The organism is Pseudomonas sp. R25(2017), from assembly GCF_002112565.1.
GTDB lineage: Bacteria > Pseudomonadota > Gammaproteobacteria > Pseudomonadales > Pseudomonadaceae > Aquipseudomonas > Aquipseudomonas ekonensis.
On the sequence record NZ_NEHZ01000004.1, the window covers coordinates 67,549 to 83,315 of the forward strand.

A 15,767-nucleotide genomic window follows, 5' to 3' on the forward strand; every position below is an offset into this window, starting at 1 on the left:
CGTTGGCGGTCAACCAGAGAACCTGATCATTCGCATTGGTCGAGGGTCAGCTTTCTGAGGCACCGCATTCAACAACGCCTGATCCATCAAACTCCCCGCCTTATCCTTATCCGCCGCCCCCGGCAGCACCGGCGGCTTGATCCCGATCCCGGTGCCCGAGCCAGCCGACCCGCCGGCATTGATCTTCACCACCGGCCCCACCACGGTCACGCCGCCACCGTCGAGCTTGATGAAGCTGCCGCCGCCCTGGATGGTCAGTTCGGTGCCGGCTTCGATGACGATCTTGTCGCCGGCCTTGAGGTGGATCTCTTTGCCTGCGCTGGTCAGTTGCGCGGTGCCCAGTTTCACGTGCTGGTTCTGGCCGACGGTCAGGTGGTCGTCCATTCGCGCTTCGATCTTGCGGTCCGCGATGGTCGTGCGGTGTTCTTCGGCCTTGAGTTCGGTGTAGCTGTTCTTCACCACGGTGTCGTGGCGTTCATTGCCGACGCGGATCTTCTGGTCGTGTTCGATGTTTTCGTCCCAGTCGCGCTGGGCGTGGATGTAGATCTGTTCTGCGCCTTTCTTGTCTTCGATGCGCAGTTCGTTGTACCCGCCGCCGCCCGGGGAGCTGAGGGACTTGAAGACGCTGCGGGTCTTGTTCGCCGGCAGGGCGTAGGGCACCGGGTTTTCCTTGTGGTACAGGCAGCCGGTGACGAGGGGTTGGTCGGGGTCGCCTTCAAGGAAGGTGACGAGGACTTCCATGCCGATGCGCGGGATGGAGATGGCGCCGTAGCGGTCGCCGGCCCAGGCGCTGGAGACGCGCAGCCAGCAGCTGGTCTTGTCGTCGGCCAGGCCTTCGCGGTCCCAGTGGAACTGGACTTTGACGCGGCCGTACTGGTCGCAGTGGATCTCTTCGCCCTTGGGGCCGGTGACGGTGGCGGTCTGGCTGCCGAGCACGCGGGGTTTGGTGTGTTCCAGGGCCGGGCGGTAGAAGACGTCCCACGGGGTGGCGAGGAAGCGGTTGCGGTAGCCCTGGTGGAAGTCGTCCTTGTTGTCGGTGGTGTCGCTGGTCACCGACTCTTCGAGCACTTGCGGCTGCTTGCCTTCGTGGACGATCTCGGTGAGCAGCCACAGGTCGTTCCACTCGCTGCGCGGGTGGTCGGACAGGGCCATGAAATGGCCGCTGACCAGTTTGGTCTGGTCGCCCCGGCCCTCGGCCTGGCGGTAGTCGGCGCGGTGGCGTTCGAGGGCGCGCTGGCTGAGGAACTTGCCGCGCGCACGGTCGAGGAAGCGGCCCGGGTAGTCGTAGTCTTCCAGATCCGGCTCTGTGCTTTCTCCGTCCGGCTTGTAGGCCGCCTCCAGTTGCAGGCGCGGCTTCTCGAAGTCGTAGTCGCGGCGGGTGACGCGGCCGGTGCGGGTTTCCAGGCGCAGCTTGAAGCCCTTGATCACCGGCTCTTCGGCGACCATGCCGCTGCCCTGCACATACGCGGTCGGCTGGCCGAGGTCGGGGAACACGGTCTGGTCGTCGCCGAACACCAACAGGTGGCCCTTCTTGCTGTGCTGGAAGTGGTAGTGGATGCCCTCCTCCTCGCACAGGCGCTGGATGAAGTGCAGGTCGGTCTCGTCGTACTGGACGCAGTAGTCGCGGTCCGGGCACTTCTGGCTGAGCTGGAAGCTGTAGGCGTTGGCCTTGATGCCGTGCTCGTCGAGGATCAGCGCGATGATCTTCGGCACCGACATCTGCTGGTAGATGCGCTGGTTGGTGCGGTGATGCAGGTACTGCATCTGCGGCACCAGCGACACCTTGTAGCGGGTCAGGCGCTTGCCGGCGTCGCCCTGGGCGACGCGGTAGATCTGGCCGTGGATGCCCGAGCCCTGCGGGTCGAAGGCGAGGAAGGCCTGCTTGTGCAGGAGCTGCTCCAGGTCCAGGTCGGGGTTTTCGCTGACCAGTTCCAGGTCGAAGCGGAACGGCTGGCTGATGCCTTCGGTGCCGGTGAACGACAGCACTTGCAGGTCGCCCACGTAGTCTTCGACGGTGAGGCTGAAGTGGGTTTCGTTAGCGGGGTTGAACATAAAGGGCTCCCTGTTCGAATGTCATCCGTGGCGCCGCAGCGCCAGACGCTGCAGCCAGGACGGATCGGCGCTCAGTGCTTCATGCAGTTGGCGGGCAGTGACGGTGCGCTGCGCCGCGTCGAAGGCCAGCGCGGTGCGCAGCGCGGGCCAGCAGTGTTTCGGTAGGTTGTCCGGGGCCTCCAGGCCGCGGTCCAGGCCTTCGTCCCGGGCCTGGGTCGAAGGCAGGCGACGGAACGGGTGTTTGCCGCCCGCCAGCTCGTAGATCACGCAGGCGGCGCCGTACACGTCCGCGCTGGCCGACAGCGGCCGGCCCTCCAGCAGTTCGGGGGCGGCGTAGCCCGGTGTCCAGGCATTGAAGCGTTCGCGGCTCAGGTGCGGCAGGCCGGGCAGCACGCCCTCTTCGGCTTGACCTAAGCCGAAGTCGAACAGGCGCAGGCCGTCTTCGCTGAGCATCACGTTGCTCGGTTTCATATCGCCGTGCAGCACGCCGCGGCGGTGGGCGCAGGCCAGCGTGTCGAGCAGCGGCAGCGCAATGTCGCGCAGTTCTTTCCACGGCAGGCCCAGGGGCCGCTCGCAGAGCAATTTGTCCAGGGTCAGGCCACGCATGAGTTCCATGGTGATGAAGGCCCGCTGGCAGTCGGTGTCCACTTCGAACGTGTGCACGCGCACCACGTTGTCGTGGCGCAGGCGCCGGGTCAGGGCGAACTCGCTGTAGAGCAAGGCGCTGGCGTCCGGCGATTCGGCGAACTCTTCGCCGAGGATCTTCAGCGCGATGTAAGGGTCGGGATCGCCGAACTGCTCATGCAAAAGGTCCCGCGCCCGGTAGACGGCGCCCATGCCGCCGGCCCCGAGCAGGCGCTCGAGGTGGTAGCGGCCCGCCAGGATCTGGGGCAGCTCGCCGATGCTGGCCTTGGTCGGCGCCAGCGCGGGCTCTGCCTTGTGGGACTTGGCGAAGGCGAAGTAGGTCAGGTTGTTGGCCTGCTCTTCGCTCATGAGCAGGTCGTCGACCGAGGATTCGAGCCCGTTCATTGGCGCACCACCACGGCGGTCAGGTTGTCCCGCGCGGCGCCGCGCAGGGCGCCGTCGAACAGGCGCTCCAGCGCCACATGCGGCGCGCTCAGGCTCAGGGCGTTGCCCATCGCGTCGCTGCTCAGGCCCTGGTAGAGGCCGTCGCTGCACAGCAGGAACACGTCGCCCGGATACACCTCAAGCTCCAGCACATCCAGGGTCAGTTGTTCGGCGGCGCCGACCGCCCGGGTCAGCGCCTGGGCCGCCGGGTGCGCGGCGGCCTGTTCGGCGCTCATCTGCTGCTCGTCGATCAGTTGCTGCTGCAGCGAATGATCCTTCGACAGTTGATACAGACGCTGCCCGCGCCACAGGTAGCAACGGCTGTCGCCGGCCCAGATGCACGCCGCGCGGTTGCCTTCCACCAGCAGCGCCACGACGGTGCTGCCCATGATGCTGTCGTGGCGGCCGGCGGTGACGGTCAGCTCCTGCCCCAAACGCCGGTTGAGCCAGTGCAGGCACTGGCGGATGGCCTTGAGGCGTTCGTCGAAGTCGTCCTGCTGAGGCAGCTCCGCGAGGCTGGCGACGATCAGCTGGCTGGCGACGTCGCCGCCCTGGTGACCGCCCATGCCGTCGGCGACCGCCCACAGCCCCTGCTGCGGACAGTCGAGGAAGGCGTCCTCGTTGCGCGAACGCACCTTGCCCGCGTCGGTGCGGGCCGCGCTGCGCCAAGGGCTGGCCACCAGCATCAGAGCTGCACCGGCATGCGGAAGGTGCGCAGCACGCTGAGGTCGAACGGGTTCGGCGTGCGCTGGCTGGTCAGCAGGTAGTTGGCGCGCAAGCCACCCACGTCCGCCTTCAGCACCAGCACGTCGCGGCCGGTCAGGTATTCCGTCTGCATCAGGTCGAACAGGCGGAACAGCGACCAGGGGCCGGTGTTCTTCTCGATGCCGATCGGGCGGCCCGCCATCTTGTCCATCACCAGGCTGGTGCGGCCGTCTTCAGCATCGGTCGGCCACTTGAAGGACATCGGCAGGATCGGGCCGTGGCGGTATTCCATGACCTTGTCGCCAAACTTGAACTCGGAGCGGCTGACCGCCGGATCCAGGGTGTACGGCTCCAGCTTGAACTGCACCTGCGGCTCGGCCGGGTTGATCGAGAAGAAGCTCTGGCGGATCACCAGCGCCGCGGCCATCTGGTCGAGGTAGACCTTGGACACCGGCAGGCTGTGGCCATCGACGCTGCGCATCCGGTAGTTGCCCGGATCGCCGCTGACGAACGGACGCATGTAGGTGTCGAAGAAGCGGTCGACGATGCCCTGGGCCTTGAAGAAGTCGCGGAAATCGCTGATCGCCACGTCGCTGGTGCTGGTGGCGCTGAACGGATAGCGCTTGCTGATGGTCTTGCCGTACACGCTGTACAGCTCGTTCTGGTAACGGCCGTTGAGGTACTGGTAGGCGTCGTTGAGCACCAGGCGCCAGGAGTCCTCGGCCAGCACGTTGAACCACACGCTGAGCGGACGCGGCAGGCGGCCGGAGGCGTTGCGCAGGTTGGTCAGCGCATCGCGCTGGCCGCTCATGCGGGTCTTGGCCATTTCGAACGAAGCTTGTTCCGGCGAGCTGGAACGGGCCAGGCTGGCCAGTTGCAGTTGCAGGTCGTTGAGCGCGTTGAGGGCCGGGGTCAGGTCGGCGGCCGGGCCGTTGTTGTCGTCCAGCAGACGGTGCAGCGGCTCGAAGCGGCGTTGCAGAGACTTCTTGGCGGTGTCCGGCAGGTTCTTCGCCACGTTCATGGCCGACGCCTTGTCGGCCACGGCGGAAGCGATCTTGCCGACCTTGCCCAGCTTGCCCTTCTGCCCGGCCAGCGCATCGGCGGCGTCGCCGGCTTCGTCCACCGGCTCGGCGACCACCGGGAAGCGAGTGTTCTCGCGCACTTCCGACAGCAGCGCCAGCACCGGCGAGTTGGCCGAAGTCAGACCCGCCAGTTGCTCGGCGCCTTCGCCGGCGTCGTTGATCGGCGGCAGGGCCACCTGGCCGACGGCCTCGCTCCAGTAGTTGGCGTAGTCGCGAAAGTACAGCTGCTCCAGCTCGACCATCAGGCGACGCAGGTCCATGTCGCTGATGCCCGCGCCTTCGCCCAGCACCCAGTTGTCACGCAGGATGTCGGTGACCAGCGCCGAGCCCTGCACCGAGAAGTACTGCTGATAGCCCTGCAGGGTGTAGAACCCCGGGATCACGTACTCGGTGCCGATGAACAGCGAGCCCTGCGGGCCCAGGTGCTGGCTGAAGCGGTAGTCCGGCAGGTTGCGCGCCTGCTCGCGGAGCATGCGGTACACCACGGCGGCCAGGGATTCGCTGCGCAGCACCTGACGGGCCTGGGTCACCAGTTGCTCGTTGAGCGGGTAGATGAACGGCTGTTGCAGCAGGCGTTCCAGGTGCGTGGTCAGGCCGTTCTGCACCGCGGTGTTGCCGGAGTAGCGCATCGACCAGTCGTTGGCGACCCAGTCCTTGAGCCACGCGGCGTCGCGGCGATCCTTCATGTTCAGCATCAGGTACGCGCGCAGGCTGTTGATCAGCTTTTCGCGGTCCTTCATGTTGGCGCGGATCTGCCCTTCGAGCTGGGTAGCGACCCGTGGCAGCAGTTGCTTCTCAAGCTCGCGCTCGTAGGCTTCCTTGACCACCGGGTTGACGTCGGTGCCCTGGTACAGGCCGAAACGCTCGTGGTACGACACGTCGCCCTTCTTCGGGAACACCTGGGTGGCGGCGTAGCTGGTGTCGAGGGTCTTGAGCACGCCCATCGCGTCGTCGCGCGGGCTCAGCGCGGTGCGCTGCTGCGTCCAGTTCTGCGCCAGCGCACGGAGGTTCTCCAGGCGCTCGTAGTTGGCCGAGAAACCGCCGGCCCAGAGCATGCCGAACAGCGCCAATGCACCCAGCGCGCCCACGTACAGGGCACGCTGGCCCCAGTGGATGCGGCTGCGCTCGCGCTTGTCCAGGCCCGCCAGGTCGGCCTCGGGGAAGATCACCCGGCTGAGCAGGTGATGGATGAACCGCGAACGGCCGCTGCGCAGGGTCGGCAGTACGCCGGCGCTCATGCCCAGGCTGGCGCCGATGCCGGCGGTGGCGGAGTCCATTTCCTGGGTCAGGTGCGGAGCGCTGATCAGGTAGAAGCCGCGCAGTTGGCTGGCCCGCTGGTAGCGGTTGCCGGTGAACGCCATGTCGACGAACAGGCACATGCGCTCGCCGATCTGGCCGAGCTGGTGCGGGAAGTCGAGGATGCGGCCGCGGCGCTGGGTGTCGCGCTCGGAGTGCATGCGCATGATCACCTGGCTGTTGAGGCGACGCAGCAGCTCTTCGAATTCACCGCGCAGCACGGTCACGTCGGTGCCGACCTGATCCTTGCGGAAGCTGGTGCCGAGCACCTGGTCGCTTTCCTCGCGGGTCAGCTGGTCGAAGAATTCGTCGAAGCCCAGCAGCTTGTCGGCCTTGCTCAGCACCAGATACACCGGCACATCGACGTGCAGCTTCTGGTACACGTCCTGCAGACGGCCGCGCACCTGGCGGGCCAGGGTCTCGATGTCCTGCTCGCTGCCGCCGGTGAGGGTCTCCACCGGGATGGTCACCAGCACGCCGTTCAGCGGACGGCCGCGGCGGCGCTTGCGCAGCAGCTCCAGCAGGGTCGTCCAGGCGCTGCCGTCGACTTCCGCGTCCGGCTGGCTCATGTAGCGCCCGGCGGTGTCGATCAGCACGCCGTGGTCGGCGAAGTACCAGTCGCAGTGACGGGTGCCGAGGGTGTCGCGGGTCAGCTTGCGGTCGATCTTGTTGATCGGGAATTCCAGCCCGGAGAAGTCCAGCAGGCTGGTCTTGCCGCTGCCCTGGGGGCCGATCAGCAGGTACCACGGCAAGTCGTTGCGCCAGCGCTCGCTGCGGCCACGGTACAGGCTCGAGGTCTTGAGGGTCTTCAGCGCATCACGAAAGCGCGCCTTCAGTTCCTTCTGCTCTTCGTCGATCAGCTCTTCGCGGCGGATGCGGTCCTGGCCGTCTTCGGTCTCTTCCACGGCCTTCTTGCGGATCCCGGCGCGCCAGCTGACGAAGACCATGGTCAGGCCCCAGATCAGGAACAGCACGCTGATGGTCAGCAGGCGGGAGGTCGAGCCTTCCCAGAACTTGTAGTCGGCCACCGCCAGCAACGGCCCGACGAACCACACCAGCAGCGCCACGAACAGCACCAGCAGCAGGGTCCAGACCCAGGTCTGGCGCAGGAAGGCGCCGACTTTCTTGAAAAACTTTTTCATCACACGTCCCTGTTTACGGCTGCGACTGCGGCGCCGCCGCGGCCGGATCAAACGGCTGATAAGGTTGCAGAACGGTGTCGCGCTGCTCGCCCAGCACCCAGGCGAACCCCGAGAACATCATCACCAGGCAGACGAAGGTGAACAGCACCACCATCCACGCCGGCACGATGCGCACCAGGTTGCGGCGCTGGTCGTTCAGGCCTTCCCACTGCGGCGACAGCTCGCGCGGCACGTCGCCGCGCAGCTGGCGGATCTGCCGGTAGAGGGCGTCGCGGATGCCTTCGAGCTCCAGCATGCCGCGGGCCTGCACCCGGTACTTGCCTTCGAAGCCGAGGGACAGGCACAGGTACATCAGCTCCAGCATCGGCAGGTGCTTGACCGGGTTCTTCGACAGCCGGTCGAGCAGCTGGAAGAACTTCTCGCCGCCGAAGGTCTCGTTGTGGAAGCTGCTGAGCAGGCTCATCTGCGACCACTCGCTTTCGTTGCCCCACGGCGTGGTGACGACGGCTTCGTCGACCACGGTGCAGAGCACGTAACGGGCGGCCATCACCTGGCTGCTCTCGGCACCGTTGTGCAGGGCGCGCACCTCGAACAGCTTGAGCCCGGCGGTCAGGCGCTCGTTGAGCGCGTACAGGTCTTCGCGGGTTTCGCTGTGCTTGAGCCGCACCACTTCCGACAGCAGTTCGGAGGACGCCGCCACCAGCGAATTGAGGCTGATGTTGAAGGCTTCCGCCGGGCGCAGGCGCGCGGCGTAGATCATCCGTTCTTCCAGTTGCTCGAAGCGCGGCGGCGCAGCGAAGTCGGTCAGCGGACCCGACGCCGGGCCATGGCCCTGACGGTCGAGCAGGACGGTCTTGTCGTCCTGGTTGTGTTCCATGTCCTTGATCATGTCGGTCAGTTCCTGATGGCCCAGAATTTCAGTTCAAGCTCGGCGAATTCGCCGGACACGTGGAACGCGAAGCCGCCGGAGCGCTCGAGCTGCGCCAGGTCTTCGGAACTGAGTTCGAGGATGAAATAGGTTTTGTTCGAGTGGAACGCGATCTGCCGCGGGGCCACCGGCAACGGTTTGACCTTGATCCCCGGCAGGTGCAGGTTGACCAGTTGGCGAATGCGCTCCACCGGGCCGACCTTGAGGTGCGCCGGCAGGCGGTGGCGCAGTTCTTCGGAGTCGCAGTTGGCGCTGGCCGCCAGCACGAACGAGGCCGAGCCGAGCAGTTTGTGGTCGTGCAACGGCGACACGATGATCCCGTACTGGCGCGCCTGGAGGATCAGCTCGATGGCGTGCTGTTCCAGCACCATCGACAGCACCTGGCGGATCGATTCCATCAGCTTGCGGAAGCTTGCGCCCTGGTCGGCATGGGAATAGCGGCTGTCCAGGCGCGGGCGCTTGTTTTCGCTGGAGAACGTCGCCAAGTCGCCGAGCATGGTCAGCAGCGTGCGGTACAGCTCTTCCGGGTGCACCTGCTCCAGGCCCAGGTAGTGGCGCAGCAGCAGTTCGGTGCGGTTGATCAGTTGCAGCATCATGAAGTCGCCGACTTCCGCGCCGCCCACCTTGCCGTTGGAGCGGATGCGCTCGGCGATGGTGTCGCCCCGGTGGTTGAGCATGCTGATGACTTCTTTCAGGCACGACAGCAGGTAGCTGGAGGCGTGGGCCTGGATGTAGGTCGGCACGAAATCCGGGTCGAGGCTGATCACCCCGTCCGGCGTGGTGTCGAGCACGTCGCAGATCTTCAGCTTCACGTAGGCCTGGTCGCTCTGTTGCTCGCCGAGCAGCAGCTTGAAGTCCGGGCGGCCGCAGCTGACCTGACTGGCCGAATCGTCGCCGGCGTTGGAGTCGGCCACTTCGGTCTCGTAGGCGGTGTAGCGCGCCAGCACGTCGGACTGCTCCGGACGGCGGGCCTCGATGTGGTTGCCGGTGACCAGCGGCAGCGCCAGGTAGATCGGCGTGTTGCCGGTGTTCGGCGGCACGTCCAGGGCCAGCGGCTCGGTGTTGCCGCCGAGCTCGAACAGGCTGCCGTCCGGCAGGATCCCCGAGGCTTCGCTGATCACAAGCTTGCCCATGTTGAGGAACTGCAGGTCGATCTCAAGGTTCAGGAACCCCCAGGTGTAGCCGCCCAGCAACTGGGTGCGGGTCTTCATCTGGTGGTCGTAGTAGCGGTCGTTGTGCTGGAAGTGCTGCGGACGCAGCAGCATGCCTTCCTGCCAGATGACTTTATGGGTATTCATGGTCAGTCACCCGCCTTGGCCAGCACGGCATGGGTATTGCGGATGCCGGCCTGATCGAGGGTCAGGTCGACCTCGTTGATTTCCACCGGGGTGATCTGCACCGTGTGGCGCCATTGGGCGTCCGACAGGTCGCGGTAGGCGGCGAGGATGCCGACGTAGCGGCTGCCCTCCTCCACGCTGAGCTTGAGCTCCACGGTTTCGCCCGGGCGCAGCTCCAGTTCTTCGCTGGCCACCAGGTCCGGGTTGAGGGATTCCTTGGCGCGTTCGTAGAGGCTGAAGAAGTCGGCGTTCTCGAAGGTCACCGGGTGCTTGAGCTCGAACAGGCGCACCACGATCGGCGAAGGCCGGCCGTTGAGGTCCAGGTTCAGCTGGTCGCTGCCGGTCAGCTTCAGGTTGACCTTGGTCATCGTCGAATACGGCGTCAGCGACGAGCAGCCGGCCAGCAGCACCAGCGCGGCGAAGGCCGTCAGCGTCTTGAGAAAAGCGGTCGAGCGGCGAGGCATGCGCATCATCCTTGAAGATCGGTGTGTAGGGTGGAGATCAGGCGGATCTGTTCTTCGTAGGCCTGGGCGAAGTCGCGGGCCAGCAGGCGCTCGCTCCAGTCGTCGTCCTGGCGCAGCGCCTGGTGGTAGCGGCCGAAGGCTCTCCAGCGGCCGCCGGAGGTGGCGATCAGCGGCTTGTTGTCGCGCTCGAAACGCAGGGTCAGCTGCTCCGGCGAGAAGTGCTCCAGGGTGCCGCGCACCGCCGCACGGCTGGCGGTCAGCAGGGCCACCTGATGCGCCTGCAAGTCGCGGAACGCACGGGACACCGCCTGCGCCGCCGGCAGGTGCCCCGGCTTGTGCGGCTGCAGCAGCATGCCCAGCGCTTCGCCGGCATCCACCGCGAACTTCAGCGGGTTCTTGTTGGTGCCCTGGGCGGTGGTCTGGGCCAGGCGCAGTTCGTTCTTGAGCTCCGAACGGGTGCGCAGGCTCTGCTGCAGGCCGCCGATGCTCTGCTTGAGCAGGCGCGCCGCGTTCAGCGCCAATTCTTCGCGCTCGTCGTGGCTCAGGCCTTTGAGGTCCACGCCCAGCGCCGTGCCGAAGTGTTCCCAGAACCCTTCGCTCTGGCGCTCGACGGCTTTCGGCGCCGGGGCCGGCTCAGGCTTGGCCGGCTCGCTGATCAGCTCCGGCACCATCAGGCTTTCCATGTCGATGCGGGCGTAGTCGGCGCGCTGACGGGAGTCCTCAGGCTTGGTGTTGGGCGCCAGCAGCTCTTCGATCTCCGAGTACACGCGCTCCTGCTGCTCCAGCGCGTTGAGCGGGTCGAGGTCGAGGAAGGCGTCGTCCGGGATGATGCTGCCGGCGGCACGGGGGCGCCCGGCTTCGCCGTCGAAGGTCGCCGGGTCGCGCACCAGGCGCGCGCGGATCTCGAAATCGCCCAGCACGTAGGTGCTGCCGTGTTCGATGCGCACCGGCTCGCCCTTGTGCAGGCGGGCGCCGCTCTCACCGTCCTGCACGCCGTTGCTGCTGGTGTCGGTGAGGAAAAACGTGCCCTCGCGGTAGCTGACGATCGCGTGGTGGTTGGACAGGTGCCGCTTGCGGTCCGGGATGATCCAGTCGCAGTCCTCGCCCCGTCCGATCACGCCGCCGGCCTGCTTGAAGGTCTTCTGGCACAGTTCGGTGGGCACGAACTGCTTGGTGTTCAGCATTTCGAAAACCAGTTCCATGTTTGATGCTCCTTGCGGTCACTTGCCGCGATTGGCCGCCTGCGGATCACCCAACGGGCGATAGTCCTTGTCGTTGTATTTGTAGTTGCCGCTGCAGCCGCCGAGGCCGCATAGAACGACGAGGGTCAGCAGGACGGCTTGCCAGTGACGTACAGGCATCAGAGGGTCTCCAGGTGTAGACAAAGCACAAAGCGCCGACCCTTGCGGGCGGCGCTGAAAGAGGTGTTCGGGGTGTTGGCGAAGGCTCTGCATCGGGGCCTTCGCGCCATCCTCGGTGAGGATGCAAGCCATTGCAGGTCAGCCATCGAAGTCCCCCAGATTGATGTTCAGGCGGCCGAGCCGGTACAGCAGCGTGCGCCGGGGCAGGCCCAGTTCGCGGGCGGCCAGGGTCTGGTTGCCGTCGTTCTTGCGCAGGCAGTCGAGCAGCAGCGTGCGCTCGACCCGCTCCAGTCGTTCGCGCAGGTTCAGGCCGCTGTTGTCTTCCGGCGGCGGTTCCAGGCGCAGGGAAAAATGCTCGGCCAAAAGCTCGCCGCCTTCGCACAGCAGCACCGCCCGCTCGACCAGCCCTTTGAGCTCGCGCACGTTGCCGGGGAAGCTGTAGCCGCACAGGTGCTCCAGCGCCGCCTCGGACCAGCGCACCGGGTCGCGCTGCAGGAACGCGCAGGCCTTGTCGGCGAAGTGCCGGGCCAGGTCGAGGATGTCGCCTTCGCGGTGACGCAGGGCCGGCAGTTCGATCGGGAACTGCGCGAGGCGGTAGTACAGGTCTTCGCGGAACTTGCCTTCGCTGACCAGCACCGACAGGTCGCGGTGGGTCGCGGCGATGATGCGCACGTCGATCTTGTGGGTGTCGTTGGAGCCCAGCGGCCGGATCTCGCTTTCCTGCAACACGCGCAGCAGCTTGGCCTGCAGCGACAGCGGCATGTCGCCGATCTCGTCCAGCAGCAGGGTGCCGCCGTTGGCCGCGTCGAACAGCCCGGCGCGGTCGCGGTCGGCGCCGGTGAAGGCGCCCTTGCGGTAGCCGAACAGCTCGCTTTCCAGCAGGTTTTCCGGGAACGCCGCGCAGTTCTGCACGATGAACGCCTGGGAGCGGCGCGGGCCGCAGTCGTGGATCGCCCGCGCCACCACTTCCTTGCCGGTGCCGGTCTCGCCGCGCAGCAGCACGGTGTAGGGGCTGTGCAGCACCTTGCCGATCAGCGAGTAGGTCTGGCGCATCGCCGGGCTCTTGCCGATCAGGCCGTAGCCGCTGATGCTCGGCACACTGCGCAGGGCCGGTTCGGCGGCGCACGCCGGTTGCCGCAGGCGTTGCAGCAGATGCAGTTGGCCGAGCACGAACGAGCCGAGCTGGCCCAGGGAGTCGGCGAAGCCTTGCAGGTCGGCATGGCGGCGGCTGGCGCACAGCAGCAGCCCTTCGACCGCCTTCTGCGGGTTGACCAGCGGCACGCACAGCAACGACTGCCACGGCGCAGAGGTCGCCGGCAGGAAGCTGGTCTCGTGCAGGCTGCCGCTCAGTTCGCTCAGGCACACCACGCGGTTCTGGCACAGGGCGAACTGCAGCAGCTGTTCGCCGTTGTAGTCCGCCGGCAGGCTCGCCGCCTCGCGCGGCTGCAGCACGCCGTCGAGGCATTCGGCGTTCATCCCAAGGCACGTGTGCGTGGCGTCGAGCAGGTACAGCTGCGTCAGCTCGCAGCCGCTCAGTTCCGCCAGGCCGCGCACGAACTCACCCAGCAGCGCAGCGCCGTCCGCCGCCCGCGACAGGCTGGCGAACTGCGCCAGCAAGGCTTCGGCATAGAGCAGCGGCTGCGGCACTTGAGTGAACATCACACCCACCTCAGGCGAACTCGCAGGTCACGCCGGCATCGCCGTCGAGGGTGGCGTGCACGCGCTGCAGGCTTTCGCCGGTGGCCATGGCGTCGAGCAGGCGGTCAGCCACCAGCGGCAGCACGTGCTGGTCGAGCAGATGGTCGATCAGGCGCGCGCCGCTTTCGCTCTGGGTGCAGCGCTCGGACAGGTGATCGACGAGGTTCTGGCACCAGGTGAAGTCCAGCTGACGGCGGTTCAGGCGCTCGCCCAGACGGCCCAGCTTGATCTCGATCAGCTCGCGCAGCACCGGGCCGCCCACCGGGTAGTACGGCACCACTTTCATGCGCGCCAGCAGCGCCGGCTTGAAGTGCTTGCTCAGCACCGGACGGATGGTCTCTTCCAGCACTTCGGCGGTCGGCCGCTGGCCGTTCTCGCACAGGTCGCTGATGCGGTCGCTGCCCAGGTTCGAGGTCATCAGGATCAGCGTGTTGCGGAAGTCGATCTCACGCCCTTCGCCGTCGTTGGCCACGCCTTTGTCGAAGATCTGGTAGAACAGGTTGAGCACGTCCGGATCCGCCTTCTCGACTTCGTCGAGCAGCACCACCGAGTACGGCTTCTGGCGCACGGCTTCGGTGAGCATGCCGCCCTCGCCGTAGCCGACGTAGCCCGGCGGTGCGCCGATCAGGCGGGAAACGGTGTGTTTCTCCTGGAACTCGGACATGTTGATGGTGGTGATGAAGCGGTCGCCGCCGTACAGCAGGTCGGCCAGCGCCAGCGCGGTTTCGGTCTTGCCGACGCCGCTCGGGCCCACCAGCAGGAACACGCCCACCGGCGCGTCCGGCTTGTTCAGGCCGGCGGCGGTGGCGCGCATCGAACGGTCGAGGGCGTGCACGGCCTGTTCCTGGCCACGGATGCGGGTGCGCAGATCGGTGGCGAAGCTCGCGACCTTGGCGTTGTGTTCGCGGGCCAGCTGCGCCAGCGGCACGCCGGTCCAGGCGCTGATCACCTCGGCCACCAGGCGCGGGCAGACTTCGAAGCTGACCAGACGCTCCTTGGCCTGGGCGGCGGTCAGGGCGCTGTGGGTCTCATGCAGCTCGGCCTCCAGCGCCTCGACGCTTTGGGCCTCATCGCTCTCGGCCACGAGGGTCTCGATCACGGTGCCTTCGGCGTCTTCCTCGATGCTCACCACCGGCTCGACCGCCGCCGCTTCGCGGGCCTTGGCCAGTTGCTGGCGCAGATCCAGCAGGCGCTCGGCCAGTTGCTTCTGTTCGGTCCACAGGGTTTCCAGCGCGGCCATTTCGTCTTCGGCCTCGTCCAGACGCGCTTCCAGCGCCTCCAGCGCTTCGTGGTCGACCGGCAGGCCGGCCTCGGCGTCGCGGCGCAGGGCCTGACGCTGACGGCCACCTTCGGCCAGCTCGCCGCGCAGGCGCTCCAGGCTTTCCGGGGCGGCGGCCAGGCTGATGCGCACGCGGGCGCAGGCGGTGTCGAGCACATCGACGGCCTTGTCCGGCAGTTGGCGGCCGGCCAGGTAACGGGCGGACAGTTCCGCCGCCGACACCACGGCGTCATCGCGCAGGTAGATGCCGTGGCTCTTCTCGTAGACCTGGGCCAGGCCACGCAGGATGGTCACGGCTTCGTTGACGGTCGGCTCGTGCAGCTGGACCGGCTGGAAGCGGCGGGCCAGCGCCGGATCCTTCTCGAAGTATTTCTTGTACTCGGCCCAAGTGGTGGCGGCGATGGTGCGCAGTTCGCCGCGGGCCAGCGCCGGTTTGAGCAGGTTGGCCGCGTCGGAACCGCCGGCATTGCCGCCGGCGCCGATCAGGGTGTGGGCTTCGTCGATGAACAGGATGATCGGCTTCGGCGAGGCTTTGACCTCGTCGATCACGCCCTTGAGGCGGCGCTCGAACTCACCCTTCACGCTGGCGCCGGCCTGCAGCAGGCCCATGTCCAGGGCCAGCAGCTCGACGCCCTTGAGCACCTGCGGCACTTCGCCGGCGGCGATGCGCGAGGCCAGGCCTTCGACGATGGCGGTCTTGCCGACGCCGGCCTCGCCCACCACGATCGGGTTGTTCTTGCGGCGCCGGGCGAGGATGTCGACCATCTGGCGAATCGCGCCGTCGCGGCACAGCACCGGGTCGAGCTTGCCGTCGCGGGCCTGCTGGGTCAGGTTGTGGGTGAAGCGCTGCAGCAACGATTCGCCCTGGACGGCGGGTTTGCCGCCGGCCGCCGGTTGCTCCTGCTGCGACAGGGCGAATTCCTTCAGGCGGTCGATGTTGAGCTTGGCGAGCAGCGGCTGGTAGCGGCTGCCGGCGTAGCGCATCGGGTTGCGCAGCAGCGCGAGGATCAGCGCGGCCTGCTCGACCTGGGTCTGGCCCAGCTCAAGGTTGGCCACCAGCAACGCGTCCTGCAGCCACTGCACCAGCTCCGGGGCGAACACCGGGTTGCGCGAAGCGCTGTGCTCCACACGGGTCTGCAACGCGGCGCTCAGTTCGCCGGCGTCCACATCGGCGTCTTGCAGGGCGCGGCCGAGCAAGCCGTTCGGGCGCTCCAGCAGGCCCAGCAGCAGGTCTTCGACCAGGATCTTGCTGCCGCCGCGGGCGACGCAACGCTCAGCCGAACGCTCCAGGTCACGGCGGGTTTCGGCGTCCAGCGCCTGGATGAGTTGTTGCAGGTCTACGTTGATCATGGCTC

11 protein-coding genes are annotated in these 15,767 nt (G+C 66.9%); all 11 read right to left on the reverse strand.

Annotated features, from left to right (window positions below):
• Positions 1–9 precede the first annotated feature (9 nt).
• Positions 10–2,052 (reverse strand): type VI secretion system tip protein VgrG, encoded by a 2,043-nt coding sequence (gene tssI / locus CAG31_RS06355; RefSeq protein ID WP_085579014.1) that lies wholly within the window; start codon positions 2,050–2,052, stop codon positions 10–12.
• 21 nt (positions 2,053–2,073) lie between these two features.
• The gene (locus CAG31_RS06360) at positions 2,074–3,081 is read right to left on the reverse strand and encodes a serine/threonine-protein kinase (RefSeq protein WP_085579016.1); all 1,008 of its coding nucleotides are present in this window, start codon (positions 3,079–3,081) and stop codon (positions 2,074–2,076) included.
• Positions 3,078–3,806: a PP2C family serine/threonine-protein phosphatase gene (locus tag CAG31_RS06365; RefSeq protein ID WP_085579018.1), complete on the reverse strand. Its 729-nt coding sequence runs from the start codon at positions 3,804–3,806 to the stop codon at positions 3,078–3,080. Before CAG31_RS06365 ends, CAG31_RS06360 begins: the two co-directional genes overlap by 4 nt.
• Complete coding sequence (gene tssM / locus CAG31_RS06370; RefSeq protein ID WP_085579020.1) at positions 3,806–7,345, reverse strand: type VI secretion system membrane subunit TssM; 3,540 nt, start codon at positions 7,343–7,345, stop codon at positions 3,806–3,808. Before tssM ends, CAG31_RS06365 begins: the two co-directional genes overlap by 1 nt.
• Positions 7,346–7,358: 13 nt before the next feature.
• Positions 7,359–8,234: a type IVB secretion system protein IcmH/DotU gene (gene icmH, locus CAG31_RS06375; protein ID WP_085579022.1), complete on the reverse strand. Its 876-nt coding sequence runs from the start codon at positions 8,232–8,234 to the stop codon at positions 7,359–7,361.
• 5 nt (positions 8,235–8,239) lie between these two features.
• Positions 8,240–9,571: a type VI secretion system baseplate subunit TssK gene (gene tssK, locus CAG31_RS06380; protein WP_085579025.1), complete on the reverse strand. Its 1,332-nt coding sequence runs from the start codon at positions 9,569–9,571 to the stop codon at positions 8,240–8,242.
• Positions 9,572–9,573: 2 nt separating this feature from the next.
• Positions 9,574–10,074: a type VI secretion system lipoprotein TssJ gene (gene tssJ, locus CAG31_RS06385; protein ID WP_085579027.1), complete on the reverse strand. Its 501-nt coding sequence runs from the start codon at positions 10,072–10,074 to the stop codon at positions 9,574–9,576.
• 5 nt (positions 10,075–10,079) lie between these two features.
• Positions 10,080–11,276, reverse strand: a complete 1,197-nt coding sequence (gene tagH / locus CAG31_RS06390) for a type VI secretion system-associated FHA domain protein TagH (RefSeq protein WP_085579029.1) — start codon at positions 11,274–11,276, stop codon at positions 10,080–10,082.
• Positions 11,277–11,294: 18 nt separating this feature from the next.
• The gene (locus CAG31_RS06395; RefSeq protein WP_085579031.1) at positions 11,295–11,435 is read right to left on the reverse strand and encodes a type VI secretion protein; all 141 of its coding nucleotides are present in this window, start codon (positions 11,433–11,435) and stop codon (positions 11,295–11,297) included.
• 138 nt (positions 11,436–11,573) lie between these two features.
• Complete coding sequence (locus CAG31_RS06400) at positions 11,574–13,094, reverse strand: sigma-54-dependent Fis family transcriptional regulator (RefSeq protein ID WP_085579034.1); 1,521 nt, start codon at positions 13,092–13,094, stop codon at positions 11,574–11,576.
• 10 nt (positions 13,095–13,104) lie between these two features.
• Complete coding sequence (gene tssH / locus CAG31_RS06405) at positions 13,105–15,762, reverse strand: type VI secretion system ATPase TssH (RefSeq protein ID WP_085579036.1); 2,658 nt, start codon at positions 15,760–15,762, stop codon at positions 13,105–13,107.
• Positions 15,763–15,767: the final 5 nt, after the last annotated feature.